Below are 16,507 nucleotides of genomic sequence, written 5' to 3' on the forward strand. Positions count from 1 at the left end.
ATAAATAAAGGAGGGGTAAACATTAAAGTATTACATATTATATCTGGTAATGACAATGGTGGTGGTGGAAAACATGTATTAAATATATGTGACAAATCAAATAAAAAATTTGAAAATATAATTGCTTGTCTTGGAGAAGGGCCATTATATATAAAAGCTAAGGAACTGGGTGTTAGTTATAAGCTTTTTAGTAAGAAGCTTTATAATATGGAGCTTGTTAACTTCATAAATCACAATTCGATAAGCATAGTTAATTTCCATGGAGCCAAACCTTTCCTATTACACTTAATTTTAAAAAGCAAATTAAATGTACCAACAGTAGCCGTAGTTCATAGTGATTTTAGATATGATTTTCTTAATAATAAGTTGAAATACTTTATATTTACACCTTTAAGCACTAGGGGATTAAAGAGTTTTAAAAATTATATTTGTGTATCAAATAACTTGAAGTCTTTACTTGAAGATAAAAAAATAGAAGGAAAGATTTCGGTTGTAAACAATGGTATAGATATAAAAAGTTGTATCATTGAGACCCCTGCAAAAGATATAAGAAATAGTTTGAAAATAAAAGAGAATGAATTCATATATGTTATGGTAGCAAGATTACATCCAATAAAAAACCATAAAGAAGTTATTTTAGCATTTAAAAAATTAGAGCTTGAATTTCATGATGTGAAATTATTACTAGTTGGTGGTGGAGAGTTAGACTTAGAACTTAAAAATTTAATAAAGGAATTAAAACTAGAAAATGAAGTTATTATGGTAGGAAATGTTTTTAATCCTTTAGACTACATAAATGCATCTAGTGTTAGTATTCTAGCTTCTTTAAGTGAGGGTGGAGCACCTCCACTTACAGTATTAGAATCAGGGATTGTAAAGAAACCATTAATTTATACTCAGGTAGGAGACTTAGAGTGTATATTAGATGACAATAGTGGATATAAAATAAAAGATAAGGATAATGTTTATATTTATATGGCTATGAGAGAGGCATATTTAGATAAGGATTATTCAAATGTAAAAGGAAAAAATTTGCATGACATCGTTATTAATAATTTCACTATAGATAATTTTTGGGAAAAATATTATCAAATTTATAAAAAAATATTAGAAAAATGATTTAACAGTGAAGATGATAATAATTCTTAAATTCACAAAAATATGGAGCGTATCATGAAAGAAAACAAAGTTTTAAAGAGTTCAATGATTGTAATGGTTTTTGTAATACTTGGAAAAGTATTGGCTATAGTAAGAGATAGCTTAATGTTAGCTAAATTTGGAACTACTCATTCAGCAGACATATATGTATGGTGTTTTGGTGTAGTATTTCTTTTTACTAGTTTAGGTTATGGACTTAGTACAACCATAATACCCATTCTCACAGAGTATATTGAGACAAAAGAATTAAAAGAACGAAATCGTTTTGTAAACAATGTAACTAATACTTCCATGTTATTAACCATAATTATTACGGGAGTTGGGATATTATTTTCATATTATATAGTTTATTATTTCGCTAATAACTTATCTAATGACCCAGTTATGTTTAATCAAACTGTAAAAATACTTAAGATTATGTTCTTATCAGTGTTATTTTTAACTCTACAAGGTGTTGTCGCAGGAGTACTTCAAGCTCACAAAGAATTTTCTATTCCAGCTGCAATGGCTGCTGCTGCAAACTTAATATATATAATTTATTTAAGCTTATTTGTAGATAAATTTGGTCTTAACGGATTTGCAATAACTACTGTATTGGCTTTTTTCGTTCAATTTATAATTAATGTACCTAAGTTTAAGCAACTAGGATACGGGTATAAATTTGAAATGAATTTTCGTGATAAAGACTTAAAAAAACTATTTATATTAATGATCCCTATAATAATAAGCACTTCAACCATGCAACTTAATTTGTTTATTAATAGATCATTTGCCATGGCATTATATGAAGGTGCAACTGCAGTTCTTGATTGTGCAAATAAGGTAACTCTACTTACTTATGAAGTTTTTGCTGTAGCGGTTTCTATGATAATATACCCAATACTCTCTACATTCATAGTTCAAAATAATCATGAGGAATACAAAAAATCTTTAGTTAAATCAATTAACATTATAAATCTAGTAATGATACCTGCTGCACTTGCAATAGTGATATTAAGAGAACCTTTAATTAGTGTACTATATTTAAGAGGTAAATTCACCATAAGTGATGTGAAATTAGTTTCAGAGGCGTTAATATTATATTCTCCAACTATGGTAGCTTATGGAGTGCGTGACGTATTAAATAGGGCCTTTTACTCCGCTAAAGACACTAAAACACCTATGATTTATAGTATAGTGGGTGTAGTGATAAATGTTGTTTTAAGTGCTATTTTGTACAAATACATGTCAGTACCAGGACTTACACTTGCTTCATCAATCTCAGCTACAGTTATTACTGTAATGTTGTTAATCAAGATGAATAAGAAATTTCCAGGGATCCAATTTAGTTCTATGATTAAGACAATAGAAAAAATATCTATAGCTTCTATAATTATGGGGTTTGTAATATATTTCATGAAAAAAATATTTATAATTAATTTAGTGTCAGGATTTGTTTTGAATTTAACAATTTTATTTGTTTGTGCAGTTATAGGAAGTATGATATATTTTGCTTTAACATACCTTTTTAAAATCGAGGAAACTATGTATATATGGAATATATTTAAAAGCAAAATTTCGAAAAAATAATTACATTGTTTATGCAACTATTACACATACTAAATTTAAAGGAGTGTGTTATATGGAATTTTATGATGTAGTTGAGAGTAGAAAAAGTATTAAGAAATTTAAAACTACCCCAGTAAATGCAGAAAAGTTAGCTAAAATGATTAATGCGGCTATGATGTCGCCATCATGGAAAAATAAGACTTCTTACAAATTTATATTAGTTGATGAAAAGAAGGAGCTTATGGAAATTTCAAAATCAATAATGAATAAGGATAATTCAGCAGCACAGTCAATAATTGATGCGCCAATGACGGCAGTTGTAGTTGCGGACCCAGATGCTTCAGGTGAAGTAGAAGACAAAGACTACTATTTAGTAGATAGTGCAATAGCTATGGAGCATTTTATTTTATCAGCTACTAATGAGGGTTATGGAACTTGCTGGATTGCTGATATTAATGAAGACATTATCAAAACAGCATTATCAATTCCACAAAATTATAAGGTAGTTGCTATAACTCCAATCGGAGAAATAGCAGAGAGTAAAGATCATTATGATAAAAAAGATGTAAAAGAATTTGTATTTTCAAACACTTGGGATAAGGCATATACTAAGAATAGTAAATAGATAATTTATTCTAGGACCCTATGATGTTTTTGTTATCATGGGGTCTTATTTTAGTTGATTTTAAGTTACAGTGTTTTTTATTACAATGTTATACATCTAATATTTGTAAAGTTTTAGTTAATTGATGAAATAATAACATAAAGATGGTACAATTTTAATAGTTATGCGATTGTTATTTAGTTTCATTTAATCTATGTGAAAACGAGGAGGGATACTATGGAGAAAACAAAAGGAATTCTATATATTATTTTATCAGCTAGTGCTTTTGGAATTATGCCAATACTTGCGAAATTGTCATATAGAGGAGGAGCAAATACCTACAGTACATTGTTTCTTAGGTTTTTGTTTGCAGCAATTATGCTTTTTTATTATTTGAAGACTAAAGGTATATCTATGAAATTAACTAAAAAACAGTCCATTTTAATATTAATTATTGGTGTGTTTGGATTTACACTTACAACTTCTAGTTTATACATGTCATATAATTATATAGGCATTGGAATGGCAAGTATGATTTTCTACATATATCCATCCATTGTCACTATATTAGCATATATGGTTTATAAAGAAAAAATATATTCTAGAAAGATTATATCTTTGATTATATCTTTAATGGGTATTTATATTTTAATTGACAAGACAAGTGTCAGTTTTAACATAAAAGGAATAATGCTCGCATTAATAGCCGCAGTATTATATTCATTATATGTGTTAGGCGCTTCTAATAAAGAAATTAAGAATATAAATAGTTACGTATTAACCTTTTATATTTCATGTGCATCTGCAACCGTGATGTTTATAGCTGCTATGACCACTAATAATTTTAGCATCCATATTTCTTTCTATGCACTTGTGGCAATTCTACTTATAGCATTTATATCTACGGTTGTAGCTTTAATGGCATTTTTAGAAGGGGTTAGACTAATAGGACCTTCTAAGGCTTCAATTCTAAGTACTATTGAGCCTATAGTTAGCTTAATACTAGGAATAATAATCTTAGGAGAGCCTATTTCATCTAGAATAATAATTGGGAGTATAATGATTGTTTTGTCAGTCGTGATATTAACAAAAAAATAATTAGATTTTTAGGCCTTTTTCAATCCTTTTTCCAAATTCTTTGTTCGCCTTCATAAAGTGCACAAGCATTCTTTCTTGAATAGGTTTGATGGCAGCACTTAATGATTCAACTATATTTGAGACCAAATGATCTTGTTCAATAGTACTTAATGAGCAGTACCTTTCGCCTGCTTGAGCATAATCATTTTTCTTACTTATTGCTTTGCGGACTTCGTAACCTTCAACATAAGTTTTTTCAGGAATGCCGTTTTCTGGTGATTGCTTAGGAAGACCACATCCAAGTGAATTTGGATAATAATTCGTACTACTATGGTTTGGCATTATCTGCATGAAACCATCTTGCTGATTATTGTTAACAGGTACTTTGGGTCTATTAATTGGTATTTCTAGATAGTTAGTACCAAGACGATATCTTTGAGTATCAGTATATGAAAATACTCTACCTTGAAGTATCTTATCATTCGAGAAATCAATTCCGGGAACAATAGTAGCGGGACAAAATGCTGATTGCTCAACCTCTGCAAAAAAGTTTTTAGGATTTCTATTTAATACTATTTTTCCAATTGGCATTAATGGCAATATATCCTCTGGCCAAACTTTTGTATCATCTAATGGATCAAAGTCAAATTTATATTCATCCTTTATATCAATCATTTGAACAAACAATTCATATTCTACTGGAATGCCTTTTGCAAGTGTGTCAAAAAGATCGCGACTAGCAATGTCTGGGTCGATGCCTGCTAATCGTTTTGACTCAGCACTATTTATAGATTTAATTCCTCCAAGTGGTATCCAGTGATATTTAACATAAATAGCTTTTCCTTTTGCATTAATCCATTTATATGTGTTAACGCTAAATCCTTCAATAAATCGGTAGCTCTTAATTGTACCTATATCTGAGAATAGGTAAGTAAGCATATTAGTTGCCTCCGGTGTTAAAGATATATAATCCCAAAAACGACTGTTTGCAGAAGAATCACCTGGTATGTTAGAAACAGGATCAGGTTTTAAAGCATGAATTAAATCTGGAAATTTTATAGCATCTCTTATAAAAAATACTGGGATGTGATTTCCAACTAAATCATAATTACCTTCATTGGTATAAAATTTTATTGAGAATCCTCTAACATCACGTACTGTATCAGCAACTCCTTTTGATCCTACAACTATCGAAAATCTTACAAATATTGGTGTTTCTTTTGATGGGTCTTGTAAAAAATTAGCTTTTGTATAACGATACATATTTTTGTATGGCTTAAAATAACCATGTGCTCCTGCTCCTTTAGCATGAACTACTCTCTCAGGAATTCTTTCACGATCAAAGTGAGCAATTTTTTCTAAAAGAATATGATCCTTTATTAATACTGGTCCTCTTTCTCCCACACTTAGTGAATTTTGATCATCGGTTACGGGAGCCCCTTGATTTGTAGTTAGGTAATCTTTTTTCATATAAATCTCCTTTTTATAAATGCATTAGATTTTAAAAGTGAATAATAAAAATATTTATATATTATAATATGAATCATAAAAAAATTTATTCTTATTAGTGTATTTCTTAAAAGCATAATATGTTTGTGACTTTTGCTTATTTTCGTACAAATGCTATACAGATTGTAATGAAAAATGGTAATATTGTAATACGAAATTAATTAATAATAAATAGATTTTATTTAATTTATAGTATAAGTAAATAACATATTAGATTTTTGAAGGGAGAATAAAAAATGTTAGATCAAAAAACTGTAAGAGAATTTATTAATGAATTAGGTTCAAATTCACCTGTACCAGGGGGTGGAAGTGTTGCAGCACTTGCAGCATCTTTAGCTAGTGGATTAGGTTCTATGGTGTTTAATTTAACTATAGGTAAGAAGGTATATAATGAATATAGTGATGAGGAAAAAATACTTATTTCTAAAACTCTAGATGCATGTCTTAAATATCAGAGTAAATTTTTAGAACTAATGAACAAAGATAAGGAGGCATTTTTAATCCTGATGTCAGCTTTTAAACTTCCAAAGGAAAGAGATGATGACAAGAAAGTAAGAAGTGCTAAGATAAAAGAAGGATATTTAGGCGCCTTAGAAGTCCCCTTAATTGTAGCGGAAGAAGCATATAAAATATATGAGTATGTGATGGTAGCGGCTAAGTTAGGTAACAAAAATGCTATTTCTGATGCGGGGGTATCAGTTTTAATGCTCCAAGCATCTATTGAAAGTGCAATTTTAAATGTTAAAATAAATCTTTCTAGTATTAAAGATGAAATTTACAAAGAAAAAGTTAAAAAACGTTGCTATGAATTGGTTGAAAATGGAAGAATAAAACGGGATGAAATATTAACTATTGTTGATGAGAGTTTGTAGCTAAATAATAACACGATAAAACTAAATGTTAGTAACCTGGGTGGGAGAAAATAAATGCTTGATTTATTAAAACAAGAAATAAAAGAGGTATATAATATTATAATAAGTCCAATAGATGATGCATACAAAGTAATTGCTCTTAAAAATTATAAAATAAAATTAGAAAGATCAGGAAAAAAAAGTTTTGGTGATGACTATTATAAATTTATAAAAAATAATAAAGAGAAGGGTACGGTGTATACTCCAGAACCTATAACCTCTTATATGATAGAAAATACTATAAAAGCTGAGCAGATAATAAATAATCCATATATAAGAATTGTCGATCCATCCTGTGGCACAGGAAATATTTTGATTTGTTGTTTTAAATTTCTTAAAAATTTATATAAGGATAATTTGGGCTTTATTAATGAGAAAAATGGATTAAAATTAAATGTAAAAAGTATTGATGACCATATAATAAGATATAATTTGTTCGGATTTGACATTGATAATATAGCGTTAAAAATTCTTGTTATTGATTTATATGATTTAAGCAAGGGTTGCATACTTGAAAATATTTTCAATAAGGATTTTTTATTGTATGAGAATGAATGTAAATATGATATCGTAATAGGGAATCCACCTTATGTTGGCAAAAAATCTATAGATAACGAGTATGCTTCATTTCTAAAAATAAAATATAAAAAAGTATACAGCGACAAAGGGGATTTATCATATTGTTTTTTTGAGAAAGCATTAGAGGATTTAAGTGAGGGTGGAAAGCTTACATTTATTACTTCAAGATATTTTATAGAATCACCTAGTGGAGAAGATTTGAGGAAAGTGTTAAAGGAAGGCTACACCATAGATAAAATGATAGATTTTTATGGTATAAGACCATTTAAAAATGTAGGGATAGATCCTTTAATTATATTTATTACAAATTATAAAACTATGGATAATAAAATTGCAATTATAAAGCCATTGGCCGTAAAAAGTAAAGAAAAAAAAGAATTTTATAATAATGTATTTTTAAAAGGTGGCAATAAATTTAACGCTTTTATGCTAAATAAAAAAGAATTAGATGATAAGGGTTGGGTTTTAGTAGATGAGAAAGTTAGAACTATTATAAAAAAAATAAAACAACAAAAGTATACTAGCCTTAGTAATATATGCAATAGTTATCAGGGAATAATAACTGGGTGTGATAAAGCTTTTGTACTAAATAAGGATACTTCACTAAGAAAAAACATTGAAAATGATATAATAAAACCTTGGATTAAGAGTAGTTACATAGAAAAAAATAAAATTTTAAGGCAAGATAGTTATATAATATATTCAGATTTGATTTGTAATCCTAAAGAATATAGTAATGCTATAGCTTATATTGGATTACAGAGGGAAAAGCTTCTAAAAAGAAGAGAGTGTCAAAAGGGTATCAGAAAATGGTATGAACTTCAATGGGGAAGAAATCAAAGTATATTTGAAGGAGAAAAGATAGTTTTCCCATTTAAAGCCAGTAGTAACAGATTTGCTCTTGATACGGGAAGTTATTTTAGTGCAGATGTATATGCACTTACATTAAAAGAAGATGCTGCGGTTACTTATGATTTCTTATTATACATATTAAATAGTAAAATATACGAATTCTATTTTAAGACCTTTGCGAAAAAACTTGGTGAGGATGCATATGAGTATTATCCAAATAACTTAATGAAATTATGCATTCCAACCATGATGGAGTATAAGGGCAAAGATGAAAATTATTTATATGATTACTTTCACCTTAGTGAAGAAGAAAAAGAGATTATACTTGGAGAAGTATAATCTCTTTTGGCATGAATATTGCTTTATATATAATAAAAGATTAATATTTAGGAGGAATTATTATGAGCAATTTAGAAAAACTAAACAAGGTGTTACGTGATGTATTTGATATAAAAAAAAATGAGGATATAAATGATGATATGGGACCTGATGAGATTGAAGGTTGGGATTCTATTGGACATGTAGAACTTATAACTAATTTGGAAGAAGTTTTTGATATAGCTTTAAATGTGGTGGATATTTCTAGAATGTATACTATAGGTGACATTAAGAAAATAGTTGGCAAGTATGGTGTTGAGATATGACCTTTACAGATTATATTTTCGAGAATTCATCAAAAATTAATAAAACAGCTGTCATATTTAAAGATGAGATTAGCTATAAAGAAATTTATGAAAATGTAAAAAAAAAGCTTCTTTCTTAATAAACAAGAATTTATCTAAAAAGAATGCTGTACTTTTAGTTTCTGAAAATTCTAACTTTTTCATTGAAAACTACTTTGGGATAATTAAAAGTGGAGCTATATGTGTTCCTATTAATCCAGCTTTAAGTAGTAATGAGATAAAGTATATTATTGACTCTCTAAATATTAAGGTGATTTTTACTCAAAACAAATTCAGTGAAAAAATAAGGTCACTTAATTATAAAGATGTTGAAATTTATACAGATAAAAGTGATCTTAATATAATTTGTTATGAGGAAAATAACAATACGGATAATATAAACATAAAAGAAGATGTAGCTGTAATATTGTTTACTTCTGGGTCTACAGGTAATCCTAAGGGCGTAATGCTTACCCATTATAATCTTATATACAATACAAATTCTATAATAGAATACTTGAAACTTACAAATAAAGATAGAGTGGAAACGGTACTTCCTTTTTATTATTGTTATGGTACTTCAATTTTACATACTCATTTTAGAGTAGGGGGAAGTCTTGTAATTAATAATAAATTTATGTTTCCACAAACAGTTATTGAGGATATAAATAAGTATAATTGTACAGGGTTTTCAGGTGTTCCTAGTACTTATCAAATATTGCTTAGAATGACTGATATGAAGAATACTAAGTTTCCAACATTAAGGTATATAACTCAAGCAGGTGGAAAGCTACCAGAGATATTTATAAAACAACTTATAGATATTTTGGGGGTTGTGGATATATTTATAATGTATGGTCAAACTGAGGCTACAGCAAGGTTATCTTATTTACCACCCTATTTAATTAAGGAAAAGATGAATTCAATAGGAAGAGGCATTAAAGGAACGCAGCTCCAAGTCTTAAATAGCGAAGGAAAGAAAGTAAAAGTTGGAGAAATAGGAGAGGTTGTAGCTCAAGGCGACAATATAATGAAGGGATACTTTAATGATAAGCAGGCAACTGACAAAGTATTAATAAAAGGTAAGTTGTATACAGGAGATGTGGCTAAGGTAGATGATGAGGGATATATATATATAGTGGCAAGGGAAAAAAATATTATTAAAAGTGGTGGAATTAGAATAAGTCCTAAAGAAATAGAGGATGTAATATTACAAATTCCAGAAGTAGTAGAATGCGTTGTTATTGGAGTTTTAGATGATATTTTAGGAGAGGCGGCAAAAGCCTTTGTAGTATTAGTCGCGGATAAACCATTTGTAGATTTTAAATATATTTTAGATTTTTGTAAAAAGCAATTGCCATCATATAAAACGCCAAGATATATAGAGTTTTTAAGCACTCTTCCTAAAAATTCTTCAGGTAAGGTGTTAATTAAACAACTTAAGTAACAATAAGAGGGTGATGAAATTGGGGATTGTGGAAATTATAGATGAGCTAGTGCTTGGTGAACAGTTTAATTTAAATCAGAAAGATAAGGAAAAGCTGCTTTTAAAAACAATATTATCTCAGCTAGATAATAATATGGAGAATATAAACATAAAATCTATGTATGAAAAATTAAGTGTAGATATAAATAGTATTAAAACATTAGAAGAGGTTCCATACATACCTGTAAATATGTTTAAATCTTTTGATCTTAGAGTTTGCGAGGTTGGGAAAGTAGCAAGAGTGTTGCTTTCTAGTGCTACAACCACAGGAATTCCTAGTAAAATATATTTAGATAAAAAAACTTCAATAAGGCAAACACAAGGGTTAATAAGTACATTATCAAATTTTTTAGGTTCCAAAAGAAGACCAATGCTTATCATAGATGATGAAGATAGCAACAAAAAAGGGGATAGCATGACTGCACGTGGGGCAGCGATAAGAGGAGTAAGCGCTTTTGCGAGTGAGATTTGTTATGTAATGGATAAAGAGAATGATGAACTTAGGGTAAATATAGATAGACTACGTACATTTGAGCGAAAGCATAAGGGCGAGAAAATTATAGTTTATGGATTTACTTATATATTATGGTCTAAATTTTTAAAAGTTTTAAAACAGGAACAAATACAATTAAATATGCCAAATATGAAGCTGCTACATAGTGGTGGATGGAAAAAATTAATATCTGAAAAGGTAGAGAAAAAAGTATTTTCAGAGACTGCTGCACAGTTATTTAATACTAAAGTCTCTAATATAATAGATTTTTATGGAATGGTGGAGCAGTTAGGAGTAGTTTTTATTGATTGTGAATATGGGTATAAACATGTCCCTAATTTTGCAGAGATTATTATAAGGGATATACAAACATTAGAAGAAGTGAAATTAGGACAAATTGGGATTATAGAGGTTATGAGTATTTTAGGTACTAGTTATCCATCACAAGCCATCCTAACTGAAGATGTTGGCAAGTTTATAGGCATAGATGATTGCCCATGTGGTAGACATGGCAAGTATTTTAAATTTAAGTCGCGAATAGACAAAGCTGAAGTTAGAGGATGTGGAGATACTTTTGCACAGAGAGAGGTAGGAAGATGATAAATTGTTATGAGCTAAATGGTGAATTTAATGAGAATGGTTTGAGTTTTAAAGATTTTAACGAAATGGAAACCTACTTAAATAACAATCTTTCGGAAATTCATAAAATTCCAGTAGAAGCTATAATACTTATAATTAATGAGTATAGTAAAAAAATTGCGAAAAACAAAGAAATATTAAGAATGGAAGGCGTTTCATTTTTATGTTTCTATTTGAAGAAGATAAATATTGAAAAACAGTTAAAACTTAACTTAGAAAATATCGAATACTTAAATAAATTCGTACAGATAGATGATGAAAAATACATTAAAGCACAACCCAGAGGTATAGTATGTCATTGGATGGCTGGGAATGTGCCTACACTTGGAATTTATTCCGTTATGCAAAGCATATTATGTAAAAATGCCAATATTCTTCGAGTATCTAAGAAAAGTGTAAGTGTTGTATATAATTTATTAATAATTTTAGCAAATATAAATGTTGAATATGAAGGGCAAACATATTCTTCAAATATTTTACTTAAGAATATTGCCCTTATTTATTTTGATAGTTTTGATAGAAATCTTAATTCTTTGATGTCCTTAAAAGCTGATGTTAGGATAGTTTGGGGAAATAAAACAGCAGTAGATATTATTTGCCTGTTGCCAAAAAAAACTACTTGTAAGGATTTGATTTTTGGCCCTAAGTATTCATTTGCTGTTTTTGATAAATCAGCAATTGAGAGTAATGATTTAGAAGAATACTTAGAGAATTTGGTTACAGATACAATTGTTTTTGGTCAAAAGGGATGTTCTTCGCCTCAAGTGTTATTTATAGAGAAAAGTAAATTACATGTAAAAGATGTAGCTCAAATGTTAAGTTTAAAGTTTGAAAAAATAACTAAAAGATATACAAATTTAGATTTAGAGGAGGCTATTGTTGCTAAGATAATTAACAAAAGAGGAGAATATTTATTAGGCCTTGATAAGCTAGCTTATATAAGTAAGGGGCTTAAATATACAATATTAATTGATAGTGAAATAAAGCTTGAGGAGCCAATTACGGGGCGAACTATATTTATAAAAGAGGTGGAGGATATATTTGATGTATGCCCTTTAATTACTAAAAATATACAAACTATAGGAATAGCTTCTAAGAATAAGGAAAAGGTTTTAGAATTTACGGATAGGGTAACAACATTTGGAGTAGATAGAGTTGTGAAAATTGGGTACATGAACTTCTATGATTCTCCTTGGGATGGAAGCTTAATAATGAGTGAATTAGTTAGATGGTGTTCACTTAGTATAAAGGGAATGATATAACAACATTAATTTTAATATGTAAGAAATAATTGTACAATTTATGAAAGCTTAATATAAGCTCACCTTTTCTGATATAATAAAATTGAACTATGTAATGTATAATAATGCATGGTTTAATTTATTATAAATTGAGAGGTGTTTTTTTTGAAAGTAAAGGATATTATGACGAAAAGTAATTTCAAACTAAAAGAAAATAATACTTTTTATGAGGCAGCGCAGTTATTTAATAATAATGAAGTAGAAGTAATACCTATATTAGATAAAAAAGAGACCTTAGTTGGCGTTATAACGAAAAATGATATAATTAATAATTTTATTAACGGTACAAGCCCTGATACATATGTAAAATACCTTTTAAGGTGTACAACAAATATTATAAATGAAGATTCTAAAATATCAGACTGCATTGATAAAGCGGAAGGTTATATGGCAGTTACAAATTCAGATGGTAAATTTGTTGGATATTTCAATGTGAATAATATTTATAAGCATCGGTTTGCTAATTCATTAGAAAAAATAAATGATCTTAAGCAAAGATTAAACTGCAATAATGAATGTGGCATTGGAGAGCTCAATTGCATTGAATTGGATGCAGTTATTGAAGCATCATTTGATGGTATCTATATAACCGATGGTAAGGCTAATACATTAAAGATTAATAAATCTTATGAAAACATAACAGGGTTACAAAGAAAAGATATGATTAATAGAAATATGTTTGAACTAGAAAAAGAGGGCTATATATCTAAGTCAGCTACACTTATGGTATTAAAAAATAGAAAATCTAATACAATTGAGCAAGAATTTAATACAGGTAAAAAGGTGCTGGTTTCAAGTAGCCCTATATTTAATGATAAAGGTAATATAAGTATGGTAGTTACAAATGTACGGGATATAACAGAACTATATGAGTTACAAGATGAGTTGGTTAAAAATATGAAATTAACAGAAAAATACCATTCTGAGATAGAAGCTATGCGAATTCAATATCTAAATTTAGCTGACATAATTGCTAAGGATACAGTGATGATTGATTTGCTTGAGGTGGCTAAAAGGGTAGCTAGTGTGGATACTACTGTTTTAATATTAGGTGAAACTGGAGTTGGGAAAGAGGAAATAGCTAAATTTGTATATAAAAATAGTTTGAGAAAGAGTAAAAACTTTATTAAAATTAACTGTGGAGCAATTCCTAGTAATCTTATAGAATCTGAGCTTTTTGGGTATGTCAAAGGGGCATTTACAGGAGCTAATAAGGAAGGGAAAATGGGACTTTTTGAAGTGGCAGATGGAGGTACAGTTTTTTTAGATGAAATTGGAGAACTTCCTTTAGATATACAGGTTAAACTACTTAACGTGCTTCAGGAGGGCGAAGTTGAAAGAGTTGGAGCAGTAAAATCAATAAAGATTGACGTAAGAGTATTAGCTGCTACAAATAGAGATTTAGAAGAAATGACTAAGGATAAGACTTTTAGAGCTGATTTATACTATCGTTTAAACGTTGTCCCGCTTGTCGTACCACCACTAAGAGAAAGGAGAGGTGATATTATTCCTTTAGTCCAATACTTCTTATCTAAATTAAATAAGAAATATAAGTTTAAGAAAACATTTACTATTGAGGCATTGAATACACTTTACAATTACAGTTGGCCTGGCAATGTTCGCGAACTTAAAAATATTGTAGAGAGGGTTATAGTAATGAGTAGCAGTGATAAAATATTCAAAAACGATCTGTCAATTAAAAATTTTCCTGATTCTATTGAAACAAATATTAATGGTGATGATATTTGTAATTTAAAAGAAGCAGTAGAAAAGGTAGAAGCTAAACTTATTAATAATGCTTTTAATAATGCAGGCAATGTTCGAGATGCTGCTAAAATGCTTGGCATTAATTCTTCTACTTTTTTTAGAAAGCGTAAAAGATATTTAGAAAAAGATATGTTTTAAAAATGAAACATGTACCATAAATGCAACAATAATAAATATAATGTGCCATGGCATAAACTTTGGGAGCGTTTACAATAATTCCAATTAAAATGTTAAGATGTGTTTCGTTTATGAGACACATCTTATTTTTTATAAATATAATTATAGGAATAATCATAACAAATAGTTAAAATAGCATATTAAATTATCAAAATGTGCTTAAATCATACTATTAAAAAAAAATCATATAACCATAACTTTGGCACGGGTATTGCTAAGTATATAAGTGTAAATATATAAAGTTACATAAAATATAATTGTGAAAGGAATGATTTATAATGGGATTAATGACAGGAGAACAATACGTAGAAAGTCTTAGAAAATTGAATTTGAAAGTTTATATGTTTGGAGAAAAAGTAGATAACGTAGTAGACAACCCAATAATTCGTCCTTCAATGAACTCAGTAAAAATGACTTATGATTTGGCACAATTGCCTGAATATGAGGATTTGATGACTACTACTTCGAGTATTACAGGAAAAAAGATTAATAGATTTTCTACTCTTCATCAAAGTACTGACGACTTAATTAAAAAAGTTAAAATGCAAAGACTGTGTGGACAAAAAACTGCTTCATGTTTCCAAAGATGTGTTGGAATGGATGCTTTTAACTCTGAATATAGTACTACTTTTGAACTTGATAAAGCTCATGGAACAAAGTATCATGAAAATTTTGTAAAGTTTTTAACATATGTTCAGGAAAATGATTTAATAGTAGATGGAGCAATGACGGATCCTAAGGGTGATAGAGGTTTATCACCATCAAAACAAGAAGATCCAGATATGTATCTTAGAGTAGTTGAAAGAAGACCAGATGGTATTGTTGTTCGTGGTGCAAAGGCTCATCAAACTGGTATATGTAATTCACATGAAGTTTTAGTTATGCCAACGCAGGCTATGAGACCAGAGGATAAGGACTATGCAGTATCATTTTCAGTTCCAACAGATACAAAAGGTATTTTTATGATTCTTGGGCGTCAATCTTGTGATACAAGGAAAAGTGAAGAAGGTGCAGACATTGATGTTGGAAATTACAATTATGGTGGAGTAGAAGCATTAACCATATTTGACAATGTTTTTGTACCAAATGAGAGAATATTCTTAAATGGAGAAACTGAATTTGCAGGTATGCTTGTTGAAAGATTTGCAGGATATCATAGACAAAGCTATGGTGGATGTAAAGTTGGCGTAGGAGATGTGCTTATTGGTGCTGCTGCTGTAGCTGCAGAGTATAATGGAACTGCCAAAGTAACACATATCAAAGATAAATTAATAGAAATGACCCACTTAAATGAGACACTATACGCTTGTGGAATTGCATGTTCTGCAGAAGGTCATAAAACTGAATCAGGTAACTTTATAATAGACTTATTACTTGCCAATGTCTGTAAACAAAATGTTACAAGATTCCCATATGAAATAGTAAGACTTGCAGAGGATATAGCAGGGGGACTTATGGTAACTATGCCTTCAGACAAAGATTTTAAAGATCCAATTGTTGGACCTTATTGTGAAAAATATTTAAAAGGTGTTGCATCAGTTTCAACTGAAAATAGAATGAGAATATTAAGATTAATAGAAAACATGTCGCTTGGAACTGCTGCAGTTGGTTATAGAACGGAATCAATGCATGGTGCAGGTTCACCACAGGCTCAAAGAATAATGATAGCAAGACAAGGGAATTTACCTCGTAAAAAAGCCTTAGCAAAAGTTATTGCTAGGATAAAAGAATAAATTTATAAACA

13 protein-coding genes are annotated in these 16,507 nt (G+C 29.2%); 12 read left to right on the forward strand and 1 reads right to left on the reverse strand.

Going from position 1 to position 16,507, the window contains the following annotated elements:
- Positions 1 to 39: 39 nt before the first annotated feature.
- The 4 genes from KPL44_RS25800 to KPL44_RS13460 all read left to right on the forward strand — a co-directional run bounded on the left by KPL44_RS25800 (position 40) and on the right by KPL44_RS13460 (position 4,408).
- Complete coding sequence (locus KPL44_RS25800) at positions 40 to 1,119, forward strand: glycosyltransferase family 4 protein (RefSeq protein ID WP_367302949.1); 1,080 nt, start codon at positions 40 to 42, stop codon at positions 1,117 to 1,119.
- Positions 1,120 to 1,173: 54 nt separating this feature from the next.
- On the forward strand, positions 1,174 to 2,727 hold the full coding sequence (murJ, locus tag KPL44_RS13450) for a murein biosynthesis integral membrane protein MurJ (RefSeq protein WP_216251190.1): 1,554 nt from the start codon (positions 1,174 to 1,176) through the stop codon (positions 2,725 to 2,727).
- 52 nt (positions 2,728 to 2,779) lie between these two features.
- Positions 2,780 to 3,331 carry a nitroreductase family protein gene (locus tag KPL44_RS13455; RefSeq protein ID WP_216251206.1) on the forward strand — a complete coding sequence of 184 codons (552 nt, stop codon included), beginning with the start codon at positions 2,780 to 2,782 and terminating at the stop codon, positions 3,329 to 3,331.
- 216 nt (positions 3,332 to 3,547) lie between these two features.
- Positions 3,548 to 4,408 (forward strand): DMT family transporter, encoded by an 861-nt coding sequence (locus KPL44_RS13460; RefSeq protein ID WP_216251208.1) that lies wholly within the window; start codon positions 3,548 to 3,550, stop codon positions 4,406 to 4,408.
- Here the strand turns inward: KPL44_RS13460 and KPL44_RS13465 are convergent, their stop codons facing one another.
- On the reverse strand, positions 4,409 to 5,857 hold the full coding sequence (locus KPL44_RS13465; RefSeq protein ID WP_216251210.1) for a catalase: 1,449 nt from the start codon (positions 5,855 to 5,857) through the stop codon (positions 4,409 to 4,411).
- A gap of 275 nt (positions 5,858 to 6,132) precedes the next feature.
- Between KPL44_RS13465 and KPL44_RS13470 the strand changes: the two genes are divergently transcribed.
- The 8 genes from KPL44_RS13470 (at position 6,133) to KPL44_RS13505 (ending at position 16,496) form a co-directional block, all read left to right on the forward strand.
- A complete protein-coding gene (locus KPL44_RS13470; RefSeq protein WP_216251212.1) occupies positions 6,133 to 6,768 on the forward strand; it encodes a cyclodeaminase/cyclohydrolase family protein in 636 nt (211 codons plus the stop codon).
- A gap of 54 nt (positions 6,769 to 6,822) precedes the next feature.
- A complete protein-coding gene (locus KPL44_RS13475; RefSeq protein ID WP_216251213.1) occupies positions 6,823 to 8,577 on the forward strand; it encodes an Eco57I restriction-modification methylase domain-containing protein in 1,755 nt (584 codons plus the stop codon).
- A 62-nt stretch (positions 8,578 to 8,639) separates the two neighbouring features.
- The gene (locus KPL44_RS13480; protein ID WP_216251215.1) at positions 8,640 to 8,882 is read left to right on the forward strand and encodes an acyl carrier protein; all 243 of its coding nucleotides are present in this window, start codon (positions 8,640 to 8,642) and stop codon (positions 8,880 to 8,882) included.
- Between the two features lie 118 nt (positions 8,883 to 9,000).
- Positions 9,001 to 10,347 (forward strand): AMP-binding protein, encoded by a 1,347-nt coding sequence (locus KPL44_RS13485; protein WP_331702410.1) that lies wholly within the window; start codon positions 9,001 to 9,003, stop codon positions 10,345 to 10,347.
- 13 nt (positions 10,348 to 10,360) lie between these two features.
- The gene (locus tag KPL44_RS13490) at positions 10,361 to 11,479 is read left to right on the forward strand and encodes a LuxE/PaaK family acyltransferase (RefSeq protein WP_216251555.1); all 1,119 of its coding nucleotides are present in this window, start codon (positions 10,361 to 10,363) and stop codon (positions 11,477 to 11,479) included.
- Positions 11,476 to 12,780 (forward strand): acyl-CoA reductase, encoded by a 1,305-nt coding sequence (locus KPL44_RS13495; protein WP_216251217.1) that lies wholly within the window; start codon positions 11,476 to 11,478, stop codon positions 12,778 to 12,780. The genes KPL44_RS13490 and KPL44_RS13495 overlap by 4 nt, the downstream gene beginning before the upstream one ends.
- Before the next feature lie 144 nt (positions 12,781 to 12,924).
- A complete protein-coding gene (locus tag KPL44_RS13500; RefSeq protein ID WP_253201773.1) occupies positions 12,925 to 14,724 on the forward strand; it encodes a sigma 54-interacting transcriptional regulator in 1,800 nt (599 codons plus the stop codon).
- A 317-nt stretch (positions 14,725 to 15,041) separates the two neighbouring features.
- A complete protein-coding gene (locus KPL44_RS13505) occupies positions 15,042 to 16,496 on the forward strand; it encodes a 4-hydroxyphenylacetate 3-hydroxylase family protein (protein ID WP_216251219.1) in 1,455 nt (484 codons plus the stop codon).
- Positions 16,497 to 16,507: the final 11 nt, after the last annotated feature.

Source organism: Clostridium sp. DSM 17811, assembly GCF_018861905.1.
In the GTDB taxonomy this organism is placed as follows: domain Bacteria; phylum Bacillota; class Clostridia; order Clostridiales; family Clostridiaceae; genus Clostridium_AD; species Clostridium_AD frigoriphilum.